Source organism: Dactylosporangium sp. CS-033363, from assembly GCF_050942475.1.
GTDB lineage: Bacteria > Actinomycetota > Actinomycetes > Mycobacteriales > Micromonosporaceae > Dactylosporangium.
The window spans coordinates 278,797-296,766 of the sequence record NZ_CP192032.1; the positions used below are offsets into that span (position 1 = coordinate 278,797).

Annotated in this window: 17 protein-coding genes; 12 read left to right on the forward strand and 5 right to left on the reverse strand. The window is 71.3% G+C overall.

Translation table 11 applies throughout. The features are described 5' to 3' along the window. Window positions 1–27 precede the first annotated feature (27 nt). Both ACQPZ4_RS01325 and nadC read left to right on the forward strand, forming a co-directional pair. Window positions 28–1,665, forward strand: a complete 1,638-nt coding sequence (locus ACQPZ4_RS01325) for an L-aspartate oxidase (protein WP_433054857.1) — start codon at window positions 28–30, stop codon at window positions 1,663–1,665. Beyond that, on the forward strand, window positions 1,662–2,540 hold the full coding sequence (gene nadC / locus ACQPZ4_RS01330; RefSeq protein WP_433054860.1) for a carboxylating nicotinate-nucleotide diphosphorylase: 879 nt from the start codon (window positions 1,662–1,664) through the stop codon (window positions 2,538–2,540). Before ACQPZ4_RS01325 ends, nadC begins: the two co-directional genes overlap by 4 nt. On the opposite strand, the gene ACQPZ4_RS01335 is transcribed toward nadC, so the two are convergent. After that, window positions 2,537–4,453 carry a hypothetical protein gene (locus ACQPZ4_RS01335; protein WP_433054863.1) on the reverse strand — a complete coding sequence of 639 codons (1,917 nt, stop codon included), beginning with the start codon at window positions 4,451–4,453 and terminating at the stop codon, window positions 2,537–2,539. The two genes, nadC and ACQPZ4_RS01335, sit on opposite strands and share 4 nt — an antisense overlap. A gap of 44 nt (window positions 4,454–4,497) precedes the next feature. Between ACQPZ4_RS01335 and ACQPZ4_RS01340 the strand changes: the two genes are divergently transcribed. Then, window positions 4,498–5,259: a type III pantothenate kinase gene (locus ACQPZ4_RS01340; RefSeq protein WP_433054866.1), complete on the forward strand. Its 762-nt coding sequence runs from the start codon at window positions 4,498–4,500 to the stop codon at window positions 5,257–5,259. On the opposite strand, the gene ACQPZ4_RS01345 is transcribed toward ACQPZ4_RS01340, so the two are convergent. Further along, the gene (locus ACQPZ4_RS01345; protein WP_433054869.1) at window positions 5,256–5,978 is read right to left on the reverse strand and encodes a class I SAM-dependent methyltransferase; all 723 of its coding nucleotides are present in this window, start codon (window positions 5,976–5,978) and stop codon (window positions 5,256–5,258) included. The two genes, ACQPZ4_RS01340 and ACQPZ4_RS01345, sit on opposite strands and share 4 nt — an antisense overlap. 315 nt (window positions 5,979–6,293) lie before the next feature. Here ACQPZ4_RS01345 and ACQPZ4_RS01350 point away from each other — a divergent pair, with 315 nt between their 5' ends. The 5 genes from ACQPZ4_RS01350 to ACQPZ4_RS01370 all read left to right on the forward strand — a co-directional run bounded on the left by ACQPZ4_RS01350 (window position 6,294) and on the right by ACQPZ4_RS01370 (window position 12,398). Continuing rightward, window positions 6,294–6,650: a histone-like nucleoid-structuring protein Lsr2 gene (locus tag ACQPZ4_RS01350; protein ID WP_350546334.1), complete on the forward strand. Its 357-nt coding sequence runs from the start codon at window positions 6,294–6,296 to the stop codon at window positions 6,648–6,650. Window positions 6,651–7,033: 383 nt separating this feature from the next. After that, window positions 7,034–9,568: an ATP-dependent Clp protease ATP-binding subunit gene (locus ACQPZ4_RS01355; protein WP_433054874.1), complete on the forward strand. Its 2,535-nt coding sequence runs from the start codon at window positions 7,034–7,036 to the stop codon at window positions 9,566–9,568. A 165-nt stretch (window positions 9,569–9,733) separates the two neighbouring features. Continuing rightward, a complete protein-coding gene (locus tag ACQPZ4_RS01360) occupies window positions 9,734–10,237 on the forward strand; it encodes a SigE family RNA polymerase sigma factor (RefSeq protein WP_433054877.1) in 504 nt (167 codons plus the stop codon). Then, window positions 10,234–11,391, forward strand: a complete 1,158-nt coding sequence (locus tag ACQPZ4_RS01365; protein WP_433054880.1) for a hypothetical protein — start codon at window positions 10,234–10,236, stop codon at window positions 11,389–11,391. Before ACQPZ4_RS01360 ends, ACQPZ4_RS01365 begins: the two co-directional genes overlap by 4 nt. Window positions 11,392–11,714: 323 nt before the next feature. Then, window positions 11,715–12,398: a hypothetical protein gene (locus ACQPZ4_RS01370; protein WP_433054883.1), complete on the forward strand. Its 684-nt coding sequence runs from the start codon at window positions 11,715–11,717 to the stop codon at window positions 12,396–12,398. Between the two features lie 63 nt (window positions 12,399–12,461). Here the strand turns inward: ACQPZ4_RS01370 and ACQPZ4_RS01375 are convergent, their stop codons facing one another. Together ACQPZ4_RS01375 and ACQPZ4_RS01380 are read right to left on the reverse strand one after the other, a co-directional pair. Further along, window positions 12,462–13,367 (reverse strand): polysaccharide deacetylase family protein, encoded by a 906-nt coding sequence (locus tag ACQPZ4_RS01375; protein WP_433054885.1) that lies wholly within the window; start codon window positions 13,365–13,367, stop codon window positions 12,462–12,464. A gap of 90 nt (window positions 13,368–13,457) precedes the next feature. Further along, the gene (locus ACQPZ4_RS01380; protein ID WP_433054888.1) at window positions 13,458–14,363 is read right to left on the reverse strand and encodes an A/G-specific adenine glycosylase; all 906 of its coding nucleotides are present in this window, start codon (window positions 14,361–14,363) and stop codon (window positions 13,458–13,460) included. 11 nt (window positions 14,364–14,374) lie between these two features. On the opposite strand from ACQPZ4_RS01380, the gene ACQPZ4_RS01385 reads away from it, so the two are divergent. Genes ACQPZ4_RS01385 through ACQPZ4_RS01395 form a run of 3 tightly spaced genes read left to right on the forward strand, consistent with a single transcriptional unit; the run spans window position 14,375 to window position 16,104 of the window. After that, window positions 14,375–14,884, forward strand: a complete 510-nt coding sequence (locus ACQPZ4_RS01385; protein ID WP_433054891.1) for a glycine cleavage system protein R — start codon at window positions 14,375–14,377, stop codon at window positions 14,882–14,884. After that, entirely contained in the window at window positions 14,881–15,393 is a 513-nt protein-coding gene (gene def, locus ACQPZ4_RS01390) for a peptide deformylase (RefSeq protein ID WP_433054894.1), read from the forward strand. Before ACQPZ4_RS01385 ends, def begins: the two co-directional genes overlap by 4 nt. A 57-nt stretch (window positions 15,394–15,450) precedes the next feature. Then, window positions 15,451–16,104 (forward strand): hypothetical protein, encoded by a 654-nt coding sequence (locus ACQPZ4_RS01395; RefSeq protein ID WP_433054897.1) that lies wholly within the window; start codon window positions 15,451–15,453, stop codon window positions 16,102–16,104. Here the strand turns inward: ACQPZ4_RS01395 and ACQPZ4_RS01400 are convergent. After that, a complete protein-coding gene (locus ACQPZ4_RS01400; RefSeq protein WP_433054900.1) occupies window positions 16,101–16,625 on the reverse strand; it encodes a hypothetical protein in 525 nt (174 codons plus the stop codon). The genes ACQPZ4_RS01395 and ACQPZ4_RS01400 overlap by 4 nt on opposite strands. Before the next feature lie 232 nt (window positions 16,626–16,857). Between ACQPZ4_RS01400 and disA the strand changes: the two genes are divergently transcribed. Next, window positions 16,858–17,949 (forward strand): DNA integrity scanning diadenylate cyclase DisA, encoded by a 1,092-nt coding sequence (gene disA, locus ACQPZ4_RS01405; protein WP_433066139.1) that lies wholly within the window; start codon window positions 16,858–16,860, stop codon window positions 17,947–17,949. Window positions 17,950–17,970: the final 21 nt, after the last annotated feature.

Below are 17,970 nucleotides of genomic sequence, written 5' to 3' on the forward strand. Positions count from 1 at the left end.
AACGGGCGCGTGATGTTGACTGTAGTGATGACAGCAGGCATCAACGGGCCGAACGTCCCGCGAAGGCTGGCCGGGCCGCAGCCCGGCTGGGCGGAGCCGACCGACGTCGTCGTCATCGGGTCCGGGGTCGCCGGGCTGACCGCCGCGCTGCATCTGCGCGAGGCCGGGCTGCACGTCACCGTCGTCACCAAGGTCAACATCGATGACGGGTCGACCCGGTGGGCGCAGGGCGGGATCGCCGCGGTGCTCGACCCGCTCGACACGCCGGAGGCGCACGCCCAGGACACGCTGGTGGCCGGGGTCGGGCTGTGCGACCCGGCGGCCGTGGACGTGCTGGTGCGGGAGGGGCCGACCCGGGTCCGCGAGCTGATCCGCTGGGGTGCGGAGTTCGACCGGAACACCGACGGCTCGCTGATGCTGACCCGCGAGGGCGGGCACCACGCCAACCGGATCATCCACGCGGGCGGCGACGCGACCGGGGCGGAGGTGCAGCGGGCGCTGCATGCCGCGGTACACCGGGACCCCTGGATCCGGCTGATCGAGCACGCGCTGGTGCTGGACCTGCTCACCGACGCGAACGGCCGGGCCTGCGGCGTGACCCTGCACGTGCTCGGCGAGGGCGCCGAGGACGGCGTCGGGGCCGTGCACGCGCGGGCGGTCGTGCTGGCCACCGGCGGGATGGGCCAGATCTTCGCGGCCACCACCAACCCGATCGTCTCCACCGGCGACGGCGTCGCGCTCGCGCTGCGGGCCGGGGCCAAGGTCACCGACCTGGAGTTCGTCCAGTTCCACCCGACCGCGCTGGCCCTGGGCAACCACGACTCCCAGCAGCCGCTGGTGAGCGAGGCGCTGCGCGGCGAGGGCGCCTACCTGCGCGACGGCGAGGGCAACCGCTTCATGGTCGGCCGGCACGAGCTCGCCGAGCTGGCCCCGCGCGACATCGTGGCCAAGGGCATCTACCGGGTCATGCGGGCCGAGGGTGCGAGCAATGTGTGGCTGGACGCCCGGCACCTCGGCCGCGAGTTCCTCGAGGCGCGCTTCCCGACGATCGTCGCCTCCTGCCGCGCCGCCGGCGTCGACCCGGCCGCCGACCTGATCCCGGTCTCGCCGGCCGCCCACTACGCCTCCGGGGGCGTGCGCACCGACCTGCGCGGCCGCAGCTCCATCCCCGGCCTGTACGCGTGCGGCGAGGTCGCCTGCACCGGCGTGCACGGGGCCAACCGGCTCGCCTCCAACTCGCTGCTGGAGGGGCTGGTCTTCGCCCGCCGCATCGCCGAGGACATCGCCAAGGACCTGCCCGCGCAGGCCGAGCCGGTCCTGGTGGACACGCCCGCCTGGTCCGCCGACCCCGCCATCCGCCCGCAGCTGCAGGCCGCCATGTCCGCGCACGCGTCGGTCCTGCGCAGCGCCGAGTCGCTGGAGCAGGCCGGGCAGGCGCTCACCAAGCTCGCACTGGACCGAGCCGGCGCCAACGTGGCCGCCTGGGAGGCCAGCAACCTGCTCACCGTCGCCAGTGCCCTGGTCGCGGCCGCGTCGTTGCGGCAGGAGACCCGGGGCTGCCATTGGCGCGAGGACTTTCCCGACGCCAGCGACGTCTACCGGGGGCACTTCCTCGCCGCCCTCGACGACGACGGGGCGCTCAAAGAAACCTGGGAGGACGCGTGAAGCTCCAAACGGAGTCCGAGCTGCGCAAGCTCGGACTCGACCCGGCCGCGGTCGAGGAGATCGTGCAGCGGACCCTGACCGAGGACCTCGGGCCGGACCGGCTCGACGTCACCAGCGCGGCGACGATCCGCGAGGACCAGATCGACGAGGCCGACATCATCGCGCGCGCCGACGGGGTCGTCGCCGGCCTGTGGGTGGCGGCCGCGGTGTTCGAGGCGACCTCGGGCAGCACCGTCGTGGAGCTCCGCAAACGCGAGGGCGAGCCGGTCGTGCGCGGCGACGTGCTCGCCACGATCAGCGGCCCCACCCGGGCGCTGCTGACCGCCGAGCGCTCCGCCCTCAACCTGCTGTGCCGCATGTCGGGCGTGGCCACCCACACCCGCCGCTGGGCCGATCTCCTGGAGGGCACCAAGGCCCTCGTGCTCGACACCCGCAAGACGACCCCGGGCCTGCGGGTGCTGGAGAAGTACGCGGTGCGGGCCGGCGGCGGCACCAACAAGCGCATGGGGCTCTACGACGTCGCCATGATCAAGGACAACCACAAGCTGGCGGCGGGCGGGATCACGTCGGCGTACAAGCGGGTGCGCAAGGCCTTCCCGGACGTACCGGTGCAGGTCGAGGTGACCACGGTCGGCGAGGCCGTCGAGGCGGTCACCGCCGGGGCGACGTTCCTGCTGCTGGACAACATGAAGCCGGACCTGCTGCGCGAGGTCGTGAGCGCGGTCGGCGGCCGGGCCGAGCTCGAGGCGACGGGCAACCTGACGCTGGCCACGGCGGCGGAGTACGCGGCCACCGGCGTCGACTACCTGTCGGTCGGCGGCCTCACCCACTCCTCGCCGATCCTCGACATCGCAATGGACCTCCGCCTGCATTAGGCCGGCGGAAAGGCCGTCGTCACGAACTGGTCGATGCGGTTGTACTGCCAAGTCTCCGGCACCGTCCGCCGGCACACGTCCTGCGCGCTCACGCAGACGACCGCATCGACCGTCGTGACGTCCCCGGCGGGCTGCCCGGGGACCGCCGACTGCAGCTCGACCAGCTCCTTGTCGTGCAGCTCGACCTGCAGCGGGTACTCCCACAGGTCCCCGTCCATCACCAGCCCGACCCGCTTCGCGCCGCTGGCCCGGACCTGGTCGATCGCGGTGCGGTAGCTCGCGGCCTGGTCGGGCATCCGGGCGAAGCGCTCCTGCCAGTCGTCCAGCGTGAACACCGAGGCGTGGCCGACGAGCCGGCGGGGCTGGCCGTAGTAGACCGCGATGTACGCGTGCGCCGCCCCGGCCAGCAGGACCACGGCGACCAGCGCGCTGAGCGCCCAGCGGAGCGCGCGCCGTTCGACGTGCAGGGCCCGCTCCAGCATGTAGCCGGCCAGCGGGGTGGCGACGGCGAAGGCGGGCAGGATCAGCCGGTTGCCCCAGTACTGCCACTTCACGATCGCGGCGGTGGTGAGCAGCGCGCCGAGGACGAGCAGCGCGTAGCCGCGGGTGCGCTTCCAGCACAGGCCGAGCACGGTGCCGAGCAGGACCAGGGCGGACTGGATCGGGTACGGCGAGCGGTCCTCGTCGGGCTTCCACCGGTCGCCGGGGAAGATGCTGCGCCACTGGGTGATGCTCGGGTCGTTCGGGTCCACCCCGACCGCGTCGGCGATCCGGACGACCGAGCCGCCGATCGCCTCATTGACGCCGGCCAGCGGGGTCAGCAGGGTCGAGGCGCCGAGCCGCAGCCCGTTGACGAGGATGGCGGGCGGGTCGTGGCGGGTGGTGGACAGCGCCTCCCGGTACCCCGGCGGGCCGAACGGGGAGCCGAACGCCTCCTGCACGCGGAGCAGCGAGGGGCCGGACAGGAGGGCGCTGGCGGCGAGGACGGCGCACGTGCCGTACAAGAGCTGCCTTCGCTCCTTGAGGCGGCAGACGGCCCAGTAGACGAGGATCGGCAGCAGCGCCATGGCGCCGGTGGTCTTGGTCACCATGGTCAGGCCCGCGGCGCCGGCCAGGGCCAGGGTGTTGGGCCAGCTCGCGGGGGTGCGGCGGGCGTCGAGGGCGAGGGTGGCGGCACAGGCGATCCAGGCGGTGACGACCAGGTCGTTCTGGGTGCTGGTGGACTCCAGGGCGACGGCGGGGGCGGTGAGGAAGACGGCGGCGGTGAGCCACTGGCCGGTGCGGCCGGCGCCGATCTGGCCCGCGCACCGGGCCACGGCGAGGGCGCCGAGAAGACCCGCGAAGAACTGCAGGAGGTTGTACTGTCCGTCGCCGCCGGTGAGCATCCGCAGGTGGAGCAGCAGGAACTCGGCGCCGGGGACGAGGATGATCTGCTGGGTCTGCGCGGTGGCGAAGTTGGCCAGGTCGCCGTTGGCCACCCAGTGCTCGATCTTCGCGAGGTGGTAGCTGTTGGAGTCGAAGTTGTTGGGGGAGCTGGCCAGGGCGAGGACGAGTTCGCTGAGGACGAGCAGCCCGACGACGACCTGCAGCGCCTTTGTCGCCGTGCGCTGCGTCTCTCGCGTCCGATTTATGCGTTTTTCGCGGATTGTCGCCGCGATTTCGCGCGCTTTTTCCGGCAGCGAACGCCAGGCCAGCCAGGCGGTCGTGAGGGTGGCGGCGAGCCAGGCGGCGACGAACGGTACCGGCGAAATCCAACGCAGCAGCGAGAACAGCTCGACGACGAGGACCGCGCCGACCGCCACGGCGAGCGCGGCGCGGATCACGGCCAGTCCACGATCGGACTCGGCCCGCGGCCGCAGCGCGATGGCCGTGAACGCCAGCGTCAGCACGGGCAGGAGCGCGAGCAGGATCATTGGCACGCGATCGTAATTGAACGGCCGTTGGTTAGGCTTCCGGGGTGCTGCTCTGCATCGACATCGGGAACACCAATACGGTGCTCGCCACCTTCGAGGGCGAGAAGATCGTCCACTCGTGGCGGATCAAGACCGACTCGCGCGCCACCGCGGACGAACTCGGGCTGCTCTACCGCGGTCTGCTCGCCACCGACGCGGTGTCCCTGACCGGCGTGGCGGCCTGCTCGACCGTGCCGGCCGCCCTGCGCTCGCTGCGCACGATGCTGCAGCGGTACTACGGCGACGTGCCCGCCGTGATCGTGGAGCCCGGCGTGCGGACCGGCGTCCAGCTGGCCATCGACAACCCGAAAGAGGTCGGCACCGACCGCGTGGCGAACACCCTGGCGGCGTTCACGCTCTTCGGCGGCCCCTCGATCGTGGTCGACTTCGGCACCTCGACCAACTTCGACGTGGTCTCGGCCCGCGGCGAGTTCCTCGGCGGCGTGCTCGCGCCCGGCATCGAGATCTCGGTCGACGCGCTGGCCGACCGCGCGGCCCAGCTGCGCAAGGTCGAGCTGGTCAAGCCGCCCCGGGTGATCGGCAAGAACACCGTCGAGTGCCTGCAGTCCGGCGTGGTCTACGGCTTCGCCGGCCAGGTGGACGGGGTGGTCCGCGGGGTGACCGCCGAGCTGGGCGGGGAGGTCAAGGCCGTCGTGGCGACCGGCGGCCTCGCCTCCATCGTGATCGGGGAGTGCCAGAGCGTCACCCATCACGAGCCCATGCTCACGCTGATCGGGCTGCGCTTGATCTTCGAGCGGAACACCTAGAGCTTGCTGCTTCGGTACGCGTACGTGACGTACGGCAGCTCGAAGTGCTCTTGGTCGCCTTGGATGCGGCCGGCCAGCTCGCGGACCCTTGCCTCCAGCGCGGCGCGGGCGTCGGCGTCCGAGACCAGGTAATACGAGCGCGACTTGATCAGGTCGACCAGCGAGTCGACGGTGTGCGGCGTGCTCCAGCGGAAGAGTTGCAATTCGGCGGTACCGAACAATGGCCCGAACTGATCCGGCGTGAGCGTGCGCTCGTCGATGGCGGTTCGCGCGCGGTGGCCGTCGAAGACGTCAGACAGTTCGGCGACCCAGGCCACGGATTCGTCGCGAACGTTCCAGATCGGGATGAACCACCCGCCCGGCTTGAGCACGCGCGCGATCTCGGTGTGTGCGGGCTCACCGGCGAACCAGTGATAGGCCTGCCCGGCGGTGACCGCGTCCAGGCTTTCCGCCTCGACGGGAATGGCGGTCGCGCTCCCGGCGCGGGCGTCGCCGTCGATCTGCCGGCGCATTTCGTCGTCCGGCTCGACGGCGATGACATCATGGCCGAGCTCGCGCAGCTGCCGGGTCAGAATGCCGGTCCCGGCGCCCAGGTCGACAATCCGCCGGGGCGCCTCGCCCAGCGCCCAGCGCAGGGCCTCCAGGGGATAGCGCGGGCGGATTCGGTCGTAGAGGTCGGCGGCCGCCCCGAACGATGACGCGTGTTTGCTGAAGTCCACGCGACCAACCGTACGCCGACGGGCATTCTGCGTGCAGTTGCGAGATGCCCGCGCAGGTCGTCACACATAGCAATGCGCCCGACACGGATCTGTACGGCGCGCATTGCTTTCGGGCTATTTCTGAACCGGACGGCGCAGTGGCCCCACCCCGGCGGACCTCGGACATCGTCCCCGGTTATTGCCGCAGGGAAACGATCCCTTTGGCGTTGGTGCGAGCGGCCGGTTTCGGCGTACCGTTGACGCGGGTCGGCCTTACTACGTTATCTTTGCAATCGCACAAGGCGCGGGGCGGACTTCCTCGAAGGGAATACGACAGTGGCCAAGCGGACCATCCACGTGCTGGTCGACGACCTCGACGGTGGAGAAGCCGACGAGACGGTGAAGTTCGCGCTCGACGGCGTGCAGTACGAGATCGACCTGTCCAAGAAGAACGCAACGAAGCTGCGCGATGCGTTCGGCCCCTTCCTGACCGCCGGGACCAAGGTCGGGCGGGGTGGCGTGGTTGTCGGCGGCCGGGCCGCCAGCGCGCGCGGCCGGGGCGGTGCGGCCGCCGATCGCGAGCAGAACAAGGCGATTCGGGAATGGGCGCAGAACAAGGGCATCAAGGTGTCCGACCGCGGCCGGATCAAGCAGGAAATCGTCGACCGCTTTAATGCCGAAGCGGGGCGATAGCACGTTTTGTTGCGGGCCGTACGATTCCAGACGCTCCAGACACCCATCGTGACGGTTCAGTCACGGTGGGTGTTCTGTGTCTGACCGTCCGATTTCGCTCTTGGCGTACGGGACGGGGTGCAGGAACAGGCGCCCGTCTGCCAACGTTGGTCGAAAGCGCCGGGTACACGTGGTTCCCGGAGGGTAGGCAGTCAAAGAACGGCGGGACCACCGGCCGAATGTGGGGTGCGGCAACGCCGCACACCCCGCACTGTGTCGGTCCTCGGCGATAGAGTGATGGCACGGTCACGTTGGCGTCCGACAGAGCTTCGGCGTGGCGACCCCCCACGAACGGGGTTCCGCGCAGAAGCGGCGGCGACGGACACGGCACGTGAGGAGCAGGGATGTTCGAGCGGTTCACCGACCGAGCACGAAGGGTTGTCGTCCTGGCGCAGGAAGAAGCCCGGATGCTCAACCACAACTACATCGGCACCGAGCACATCCTGCTCGGCCTCATCCACGAGGGTGAGGGCGTGGCGGCCAAGGCGCTCGAGAGCCTCGGCATCTCGCTGGAGGGTGTCCGCCAGCAGGTCGAGGAGATCATCGGCCAGGGCCAGCAGGCGCCGAGCGGGCACATCCCGTTCACGCCACGCGCCAAGAAGGTGCTGGAGCTGTCGTTGCGGGAAGCTCTGCAGCTCGGGCACAACTACATCGGCACCGAGCACATCCTCCTCGGCCTTATCCGGGAGGGTGAGGGCGTCGCCGCCCAGGTGCTGGTCAAGCTGGGCGCCGACCTCAACCGGGTCCGCCAGCAAGTCATTCAGCTGCTCTCCGGCTACCAGGGCAAGGAGCCGGCCGCGGCCGGCACCGGCGCCCCCGGCGAGGCGGCCCCGTCCACGAGCCTGGTGCTCGACCAGTTCGGTCGCAACCTCACCCAGGCCGCGCGCGAGGGCAAGCTCGACCCGGTCATCGGCCGGGAGAAGGAAATCGAGCGGGTCATGCAGGTGCTGTCCCGCCGCACCAAGAACAACCCCGTCCTGATCGGCGAGCCCGGCGTCGGCAAGACCGCCGTGGTCGAGGGGCTGTCCCAGCGGATCATCAAGGGCGAGGTGCCCGAGACGCTCAAGGACAAGCAGCTCTACACCCTCGACCTGGGCGCGCTGGTCGCGGGCTCCCGCTACCGCGGTGACTTCGAGGAGCGCCTGAAGAAGGTGCTCAAGGAGATCCGCACGCGCGGCGACATCATCCTGTTCATCGACGAGATCCACACCCTCGTCGGTGCGGGTGCCGCCGAGGGCGCGATCGACGCGGCGAGCATCCTCAAGCCGATGCTGGCCCGTGGCGAGCTGCAGACCATCGGTGCGACCACGCTGGACGAATACCGCAAGCACCTCGAGAAGGACGCCGCCCTCGAGCGGCGCTTCCAGCCGATCCAGGTGGGTGAGCCGTCGCTGGCGCACACCATCGAGATCCTCAAGGGCCTGCGGGACCGCTACGAGGCGCACCACCGGGTGACGATCACCGACGCCGCCCTGGTGGCCGCGGCGACCCTCGCCGACCGCTACATCTCCGACCGCTTCCTGCCGGACAAGGCGATCGACCTGATCGACGAGGCCGGGGCCCGGATGCGCATCCGCCGGATGACCGCGCCGCCAGACCTGCGCGACTTCGACGAGCGCATCGCCCAGGTGCGCCGCGACAAGGAGTCCGCGATCGACGCGCAGGACTTCGAGCGGGCCGCGCAGCTGCGCGACAAGGAGAAGCAGCTGCTCGGGCAGAAGGCCCAGCGGGAGAAGGAGTGGAAGGCCGGCGACCTGGACGTCGTGTCCGAGGTCGACGACGAGCAGATCGCCGAGGTCCTGGCGAACTGGACCGGCATCCCGGTCTACAAGCTGACCGAGGAGGAGACGGCCCGCCTGCTCCGCATGGAGGACGAGCTGCACAAGCGCCTCGTCGGCCAGGAGGATGCGGTCCGCGCGGTCTCGAAGGCCATCCGGCGTACGCGCGCCGGCCTGAAGGACCCGAAGCGCCCGTCCGGCTCGTTCATCTTCGCCGGCCCGTCCGGCGTGGGGAAGACCGAGCTGTCCAAGGCGCTCGCCGAGTTCCTCTTCGGCTCCGAGGACGCGCTCATCCAGCTCGACATGTCCGAGTTCCACGACCGGTACACGGTGTCCCGACTCGTCGGTGCGCCCCCCGGATACGTGGGCTACGACGAGGGCGGCCAGCTGACCGAGAAGGTCCGCCGGCGTCCGTTCTCGGTGGTCCTCTTCGACGAGATCGAGAAGGCCCACCCGGACGTGTTCAACACCCTCCTGCAGATCCTGGAGGACGGCCGGCTCACCGACGGTCAGGGCCGCATCGTGGACTTCAAGAACACGGTGATCATCCTGACCACCAACCTGGGCACCCGCGACGTGGCCAAGGCCGTGTCCCTGGGCTTCCAGGCGTCGGAGGACAACGAGTCGAACTACGAGCGGATGAAGCAGAAGGTCAACGACGAGCTGAAGCAGCACTTCCGCCCGGAGTTCCTCAACCGCATCGACGACACGATCGTCTTCCACCAGCTCATGCAGGACCAGATCCTCGGCATCGTCGACCTGATGATCGCCCGGATCGAGACCCAGCTGCGCAACAAGGACATGGGTCTCGAGCTGACGGACAACGCCAAGAAGTTCCTGGCGAACAAGGGCTACGACCCGGTGCTGGGCGCGCGGCCGCTGCGCCGCACGATCCAGCGCGAGATCGAGGACGCCCTGTCCGAGCGCATCCTGTTCAACGAGCTGCGCCCGGGCCAGATCGTCGTCATCGACTGCGAGGGCGACCCGGCCCAGTTCGAGAAGTCCAAGCTGGTCTTCAGCGGCGCGGACCGCCCGGACGAGGTGCCGGACGCGGTGCCGGCCGAGCTGACCGGCGGCGGCTCCGAGGAGACGTCGTCCTGATAGCAGTTCTTGCCTGAAACCGGGGCCGTGCGGCATTGCGCCGCACGGCCCCGGCTTTTTTGTGCGCCGGCCCGGCGATCGCGATGGCATCCGCGACGAGTTTCGAACCGCTCGCGCTGTCGCGGGCATCGTGTCTCGTGAAGGCCATCGCGAAGGGGGCGGTTCGTGCGCGCTGATCAGGAGCTCGACTACGTCGAGTTCGTACGTTCGCGGATTCCGCGGCTGCACCACGTGGCGTACCTGGTGCTGGGGGACCGGGATCGGGCCGACGACGCGGTGCAGAACGCGCTGACGGTGCTGTACCGCCGCTGGGGTCGCATCGGGGAGATCGAGAACCTCGACGCCTACGTGCACACCATGGTCGTCCGGGCGTGTCTGGCGGACCGGCGGCGGCCGTGGGCCAGGGTGCTGCTGCGCGACACCCCGCCGGACGGGCCGGTGCCCGGGCGGGAGGGGCTCGTCGACGAGCAGCTGCTCATCCGGCAGGCGATCGACCGGCTGCCGGAGCGCCAGCGGGTCGTCGTCGTGCTGCGGTTCCTGTGTGACCTGCCGGTCGCCGAGGTCGCCCGGCTCATCGGACGGTCCGAGGGGACGGTCAAGAGCCGCACCGCCTACGCGCTGACCGCACTGCGCCGCTGGATCCCGTCGACCACCTGGAGCGTGTCATGATCGACAACCGGCTTCGTGACTACGCCCGCACCGTCTCCAGCGCGTCGCGGCTGCAGGCGGAGGGGGTGCTGGCCCACGCCAAGCGCGCGCAGCGGCGGCGGGCGGTGCTCGCCTCGACGGCGGCCGCGGCCGGCGTGGCCGTGGTGGCGGTGGCCGTCGCCCTGGTCGTCCGGCCCTCCGGGGGCCCGGCCGTCCCGGCGGTCGTCCCGGCCAGCTCGGCGCCGGTGGCGGCCGGCTGCTCGGTGGACCGACTGCCGCTGCCGGCCGGGGTCACCAGCGCCTCGACCGTCGGTGCGGACCCCAGCGGGCGGTACGTCATCGGCGTGCGCTACCCGAGCGACGACTCGACGCCGGCGGTCTCGATCCTGTGGACCGACAACCGGCCGGCGCTGCTGCCGGCCGACTTCCGCGCGGTCGCCGTCAACGCCTCGGGGCTGGTCGTCGGCGAGCACGGCCGGCTGGAGGACCGGCGGGCGGCGGTCATCAAGGACGGGGCGGCCATCGACCTGCCGCTGCCGGCCGGCGGGCAGTTCACCGACGTCACCGGGGTCAACGCCCGGGGCGAGATCACCGGGCACACGTTCCTGGCCGGATCGGCCGTGCGCGGTACCGTGTGGCCGTCGGTCGGCGTCCAGCCGAGGCTGCTGCAGGCGGGTGGCAAGGACACCTACGCGGTCGGCGTCACCGACGACGGCACGAGCGTCGGCACGATCGGCGAGCGCGAGAAGCCCTACCGCTGGGCGGCCGACGGCACCGGCAAGGCGCTCCCGGTCCCGGACGGCTACCGCGGCGGCGAGGCCCGGGCGGTCAACGGCGACTGGGCGATCGGCACCGCGTCGACCAGCCGCGGCGGCGCCGACGGCAAGGACGAGCTCACGGCGACCGAGGTGCCCGTCCGCTGGAACCTGCGCACCGGCGCCCTCGCCCACGGCTTCCAAATCGCCGCCGAGGGCGTCGCGGCCGACGGCACGGTCCTCGGCCGGGTCGGCAAGGACGTGCCGGGCGTGTGGCGCGACGGCACCGTCGTCACCCTGCCGATGCCACCGGGCGCCGAGCGGGGCGCGGCGATGGCCGCGGTCGGCGACGGGCACACGATCATCGGCTGGACCACGGCCGCCGCCGGTCCCACGCCACTGGTCTGGAGGGGCTGCTGATCCTGGATTCCGATATGTCGGGCATCGTTCCTCAGCCCGACATATCGGATTTATACCCCGACAGGCGACAGGGTGACGGGTGACCGTTTGTGCAGTGGCTGCTAGCGGGGTAGTTGAACGCCTGGTGGCATCGGGCGGGATTGCCGGATTCCGTAGTCGTACAAGGGACTCGGAATGCGTCATCACCCCGACAGGCGGGTAAGTTGCCGCCCGTGAGTAAGGGGCGGTTTCCGTTTGAGTCCGAACGACTTGGGCGGCGGTCGGCCGGTCGGCCCATCGCGCGCGCTGGGCTTTTGGCTCGGCTCGATGCCGCGCGTGGGCCCGTGGTGCTCGTGGCGGGCGTCGGGGGCGGGAAGAGCACGCTTCTGGACGCCTGGGTCGCCGCCCGCGGTGCGGTGCTGGTGGATCTGGCCGTGCAGGGGCTGGACGCCGTTCCGGCCGAGGGGCTCACGGCCATCGACGGGGCCACCGCGCGGGACGTTTCGGCGCTGGCGAACCGGCGCGGGGTGGTGATCGCGGCCGAGCAGGATCCCGGTGTGGCCGGCGCCGTCGTCGTCACCGCCGCCGAACTCGCATTTGCCGAGGACGAGACCTATCAGGTGCTGGCCGCGGCGTTCGGGGATGCCGAGGCGGCCGATGTGCTGGCGCCCGATCTGCATCTGCTGACCAACGGGTGGCCGGGGCTGGTGGCGCTGGCCGCGGCCTGGCTGGCGCAGCATCCGGCCGGTGAGCGGCGGGAGCGATTGACCGCGCTCGCTCGGGCCGAGGAAGGGCTGGCCGAGTTTCTCGTACCCGCGGTGCTCGGCGGGCTTTCCGCCGACGAGCGGGAAGTGGTGCGGCGGGCGGTCTATGCGCCCGCGATCGAGGATTCGCGGGCGGTTCCACCGTTCGTGCAGGGGCTGTTGCGCCGGCCCGGGTGGTTCGTTGTCCCAGCGGGATGGAAGGCGGCGCTCCGGAGCCTGTTGCCCCGGGGCGCCGCCGAAACTCGCTACTTCGCCGGCATGTAAAGCGGCGGTCGCGTTACTTCGCCGGGATGTGAGCCGGCGTCAGACCGACGCCGGTGAAAAGCGCTACTTCGCTGGCATGTAGTCCGACAGCAGGGCCGGGGTCAGGCCCGCGGCCGAGATGGCCTGCAGTGCGGCGATGAAGTCGTCGACGAAGCGGTCGCGGAAGTGCATCAGGATGATGTCGCCCTTCTGGACGGACTTCCCCTCCTGGTACCGCACGATGCCCTTGTCCACCGTCTCCTTCCAGAAGAAGCCGGCCGTCAGTCCGCAGTCGTGCGCGACCTTCAGCGTGGTGGCGTCCTTGTCGCCGAAGGGCGGGCGGAAGAGGGTGGGGCGCTGGCCGTACAACTGGGCGAGTTGGTCGGCGGAACCGCAGATCTCGCGTTTCTGGAAGTCGTAGGACTTGCCCTTGAGATTCGGGTGGGTCAGCGTGTGCGCCTGGATGTCGGCGCCGGCGTCGCGCAGTGGCTTGAAGTAGTCGGGGTTGTCGCGAATGGCGTTGATGGTCAGGAACAGCGTGACCTTCACGCCCGACTCGCGCAGGAGCTCCAGGGCCTCCGGGCGCTTGATCCAGCCGTCGTCGATGGTCAGGAACGCCACGGGCTGGTCGGTCGGGATGCGGGCGTAGTACGGCGCACCCGCGCCCTCCGGCAGGCCGATGCGCACCGGGGTCGGGGGCTTGCCGAACTTCGGCAGGCGGCCCGTGAACTCGTTGCCGGGCGGGGGCGCCTGGGTGGTCTTGGTCGCCGTCGGCTTGCCCGCCGGGGTGGCGGCGGTCGAGGCCGGCGGCGCGGGATCGCCATCGTCGCCGGGCACGTCGGTGGCGCTGGGCGAGGCCGCGGCCGAGGCGCCGTTGAGCTGGTTGTGGCCGGAGTCGATCTTGTCGTCGCAGGCGGCGACGGCCAGGGCCAGCACGGTGAACGCGCTGATCAAGGCCCCGATGCGGCTCCTTCGGCCGATTGCAAGCACGAACCTGAGACTAGCGATGGAATTCCCTCGGAGTACTACCCAAATTGGGTATCCGCTCCGGTGAATAACGCCACCCACACGGACGGCAACCTAACCCGGCAGGGTGTACGTCTCTTCTCGCTCGTTCACCAGGCCGTCGGTGAGCAGACCGGCGAGCGCGCGCTTGCGCTGGTCGGCATCCGGCCACACGGCGTCCAACTGCTCGAGCAGCACCGGCCCGTCGCTCGCGCGCAGCACGGCCATGATGAGTCCGCGGACATAGCGGTCTGTTCCGTGGTACCGCTGGGAAGGCCGCCCGATCCCGTCCCCCGCTGGATATCCGGCGAGCCGCCACGTGCACGACGCGGTCAGCGGGCACTCGGTGCACCGGGGCGCCCGCGAGGTGCAGATGAGCGCGCCCAGTTCCATGAACGCGATCGAGGCGCGGGCCGCCGCCTCGTGGTCGTCGGGCAGCAGCGCCTCCATGGCGCGCAGGTCGGCCGGCGAGGTGTTCCCGCCGCCGTCCGCCCGGCCGCCGACCGCGCGGGCCACGACCCGGCGCACGTTGGTGTCGACGACCGGGTGGCGCTGGCGGAACGCGAAGGCGGCCACCGCGCGGGCCGTGTAGACGCCGATGCCGGGCAGCGCCAGCAGCGCCTCGACGTCGTCGGGGACCACGCCGCCGTGGCGCTCCACGATGGCCGTGGCGCAGGCGTGCAGGCGGAGGGCGCGGCGCGGGTACCCGAGGCGGTCCCAGGCCCGGATCGCCTCGCCCGGCGGATCGGCGGCCAGGTGCCCCGGCGTCGGCCAGCGCTCCATCCAGCGCTCCCAGGCCGGCGCCACCCGCGACACCTGCGTCTGCTGCAGCATGACCTCGGAGACGAGCACGCTCCAGGGCGACGCGCCCGGGCGGCGCCAGGCGAGGTCGCGGGCGTTGGCCGAGTACCACCGCGTGAGGGTGTCCGCGATGTGGTCGGCGATGGTGGTCTGTGCGTTCCGGTGGCTGGCGATACGCAAGGATAAGCCCCGTGAACGAGTACGCCGTCACGGTCATCGGCCACGATCGGCCCGGCATCATCGCCGACGTCGCCGAGATCCTGGCCCGGCTGGGCCTCAACCTGACCGACTCGACCATGACCCGCCTGCGCGGACATTTCGCGATGACGCTGGTGTGCGCGGGGCCACCGACCGGGGCGGAGGTCGAGGCGGCACTGGAGCCGCTCGGGGCCGACCGCACCCTGCTGATCACCGTGCGCAGCGTCGTCGAGGAGCCCGCGCACGAGTCGGCGGGCACCCCGCACGTCATCACCGTGCACGGCGCCGACCGGCTGGGCATCGTCGCCACGCTGGCCCGCACCGTCGCGGAGGCCGGCGGCAACATCACCGACCTGACCACCCGGCTGTCCGGCAGCCTCTACGTGATCATCGCCGAAGTCGACGTCACCGACCCCGACCGACTCAACGAGGCCCTGCGCACCGCGGCGCGGCGCCTCGACGTCGAGGTGTCGATGCGCCCGGCCGACGCGGACCTGTTGTGAGCGGGGCCGTACTCCCCGTCCTCCGCGCCCCCGATCCGGTCCTCGGCACCGCCGCCGAGCCGGTCGATCCGACCGCGCCGGAGATCCTCCAGCTCGCCGAGGACCTCGTCGCCACTATGCGCGTCTCGCCCGGCTGCGTCGGGCTGGCCGCACCTCAGGTCGGCGTGAGCGCCCAGGTGTTCGCGGTCGACGTGACCGGGCACCCCAAGGCGCGCACCGTCCACGGCGCCTTCGTGCTCTGCAACGCCCGCATCGTCGAGGCCTCGCAGTGGCAGAAGGGCCGCGAGGGCTGCATGTCGGTGCCGGACCTCACCGGCGACGTCAAGCGGGCCGGGCGACTGGTGGTGGCCGGGTACGCACCGGGCGGTACCGAAGAAATCCAGATCGCGACGGATGCCTTCGAGGCCCGGGCGCTCCAGCACGAGATCGACCACTGCTCGGGGCTGCTGTTCCTCGACCGGGTCGCCGGCGCACACGCTGTGTATGCGCGCAAGGTCTACTTGGACTAGCTCACCACGGCGTGGTGCCCCTGCGAAACGGCATTCCCCCGATACGGTGAGTACATCATGAAGCTGACGGTTGGCCCTCTGCCCTCCGGCGTCTACTGGCGGCGCCGGGCGATCGTCGGCGGGGTGCTGGTCGTCGCTTCCCTGATGCTGTGGGCCTCCTGCGGCGGCAGCGGGGACGAGGGCAAGCCCACCCCGCTGGCGGCCTCGGGCGGCCAGACGACCGGCGCGCCGGAACCGACGGTGACCATCCAGGTCCCGACCACCGGCGAGCCGGTCGCCACGTCGGCGGCCGCCCCGACCTCGGCCGCGCCGGCCAGCCCGACGGTGCCGCCCTGCGCCGACGCCGACCTGTCGCTGGCGGCCTCGCCCGAGCAGGCCGTGCAGTTCCGGGGCGCCTACCTGAAGCTCACGTTGAAGATCAAGAACGTCACCGACCACGACTGCCTGCGCGACCTCGGGGCCGACTCGCAGGAGTTGTACATCCAGGTCGCCGCCAGCAAGATCTGGTCCTCCGACGCCTGCGACGCGCCGCACGGTTCCAAGCCCACCGTGATGAAGCCCGGCATCGAGGTCTCGTTCAACACCACGTGGACCGGCAAGGCCACGAACGGCGGCTGCGCGAGCCAGCAGACCCCGCCGGCCGGGAAGTACGAGCTCGTCGGGCGGCTGGGGACCAAGGTCAGCGAGCCGGTACAGGTGCAGCTGACTTAAAGTCGGTTGGCGATCTGGACTTGGTCGGGGGCGAACGCGGCCAGCGAGGCCAGCTGACCGTCGGGCGTGCCGCCGAAGTCGCGCAGGCGGATGGCCACGGCGACGCTGCGGGACTGCCGGTCGTCGAGCTTGACCAGCTCGCGCACGACGTTCTGGTCGATCCAGCCCGGGTTGTTGCCGGTCCGGTCGAGATTGCGCTGCAGCCGTACGGCCAGGAAGCGCTCGCCCCCCGCCTCGATCGCCGCCACCTCGGCGACTCGCGACCACGGCAGCACGAGGGTGCGCACCCAGCCGGGCCGGACGGTCAGCGCGAAGTGATTGGCCCCGACCCGCGGCCGGCGTACGACGCCGAGGACCACCGGCACCGCCCCGATCACGGCCAGCCCGGCCGTCCACATCGGAATGTCGGCGAGCGGGTTGTGGGCGCCCGAGTCCAGCGTCTCCGGCTCGTCGCCGAACAGCGCGCGGATCAGCAGGACGGCCAGGGTCGCGGAGACGGCGTACCACGCCAGGGTGCCCAAGGACCGGGACGGAAAGCTCCGCCGCCACTCGATCCGCTCCGGACCGGCCACCGGCGCTTGACCCCTCGCTGTCGCGTTCCTGGGAAATTCATCGCCGTCCATTGGTGGAGGGCATCCGACCACTCTACGGGCTGGGTCGATACCGCACCAGCACCTGGTGTCCGACCATCCGTAGACTGTGTGGGTGCCGATTGACCGCGAGCCCGCCAGGGGCGCCGCCAACACCGGCCTCATCGGGGGCTGGGCCGCCGCGCTGCCCGGCGCCGACCCCCTGCGCGCGACCCTGGCCCTGATGGCCCCGGGCACCGCGCTGCGGGACGGCCTGGAGCGCATCCTGCGGGGCCGCACCGGCGCGCTCATCGTGCTCGGCCACGACCGCGTGGTCGAGCAGCTGTGCACCGGCGGCTTCCCGCTCGACGTCGAGTTCTCCGCCACCCGCCTGCGCGAACTGTGCAAGATGGACGGCGCCGTCGTCCTGTCGAGTGACAACACGCGAATCGTCCGGGCCGCGGTGCACCTCATGCCCGACCCGACCATTCCCTCCGAGGAGTCGGGCACCCGGCACCGCACGGCCGAGCGGGTGGCCAAGCAGACCGGGTACCCGGTCATCTCGGTGAGCCAGTCCATGCGGATCATCGGGCTGTACGTGAACGGCCAGCGGCACGTGCTGGACGACTCGGCCGCCATCCTGTCCAAGGCGAACCAGGCGCTGGCCACGCTGGAGCGGTACAAGCTGCGCCTCGACGAGGTCAGTGGCACCCTCTCGGCGCTGGAGATCGAGGACCTGGTCACCGTGCGCGACGCGATGGCCGTGGTGCAGCGCCTGGAGATGGTCCGGCGGATCGCCGACGAGATCGCCGGGTACGTCGTCGAGCTGGGCACCGACGGCCGCCTGCTCGCGCTGCAGCTCGAGGAGCTGATGGCCGGCGTGGAGGCGGACCGCACCCTGGTCATCCGCGACTACCTGCCGACCGGGCGGCGCACGCGCTCGTCGGAGGACGCGCTGGAGGAGCTGGACGCCCTCAGCGCGACGGAGCTCATCGACCTCGTGGCCGTGGCCAAGTCCCTGGGCTACCCGGGCGCGAGCGACGCGCTGGACGCGGCCGTCTCCCCGCGCGGCTTCCGCCTGCTGGCCAAGGTGCCGCGCCTGCCGAGCCTGGTGGTGGACCGGCTGGTCGAGCACTTCGGCAGCCTGCAGCGCCTGCTGGGCGCGACCGTCGAGGACCTGCAGGCCGTCGAGGGCGTCGGCGACGCCCGCGCCCGCGGCGTCCGCGAAGGCCTGTCCCGCCTGGCCGAGGCCTCAATACTGGAGCGCTACGTCTGATCCGATCCGCGGGGCTGGGCC

Excerpts from the sequence above, each read along its gene's own strand:
- ACQPZ4_RS01325 (WP_433054857.1), top strand. The coding sequence starts at position 28 with ATGACAGCAGGCATCAACGGGCCGAACGTCCCGCGAAGGCTGGCCGGG.
- ACQPZ4_RS01355 (WP_433054874.1), top strand. The coding sequence starts at position 7,034 with ATGTTCGAGCGGTTCACCGACCGAGCACGAAGGGTTGTCGTCCTGGCG.
- ACQPZ4_RS01395 (WP_433054897.1), top strand. The coding sequence starts at position 15,451 with ATGAAGCTGACGGTTGGCCCTCTGCCCTCCGGCGTCTACTGGCGGCGC.
- ACQPZ4_RS01365 (WP_433054880.1), top strand. The coding sequence starts at position 10,234 with ATGATCGACAACCGGCTTCGTGACTACGCCCGCACCGTCTCCAGCGCG.
- ACQPZ4_RS01335 (WP_433054863.1), bottom strand. The coding sequence starts at position 4,453 with ATGATCCTGCTCGCGCTCCTGCCCGTGCTGACGCTGGCGTTCACGGCC.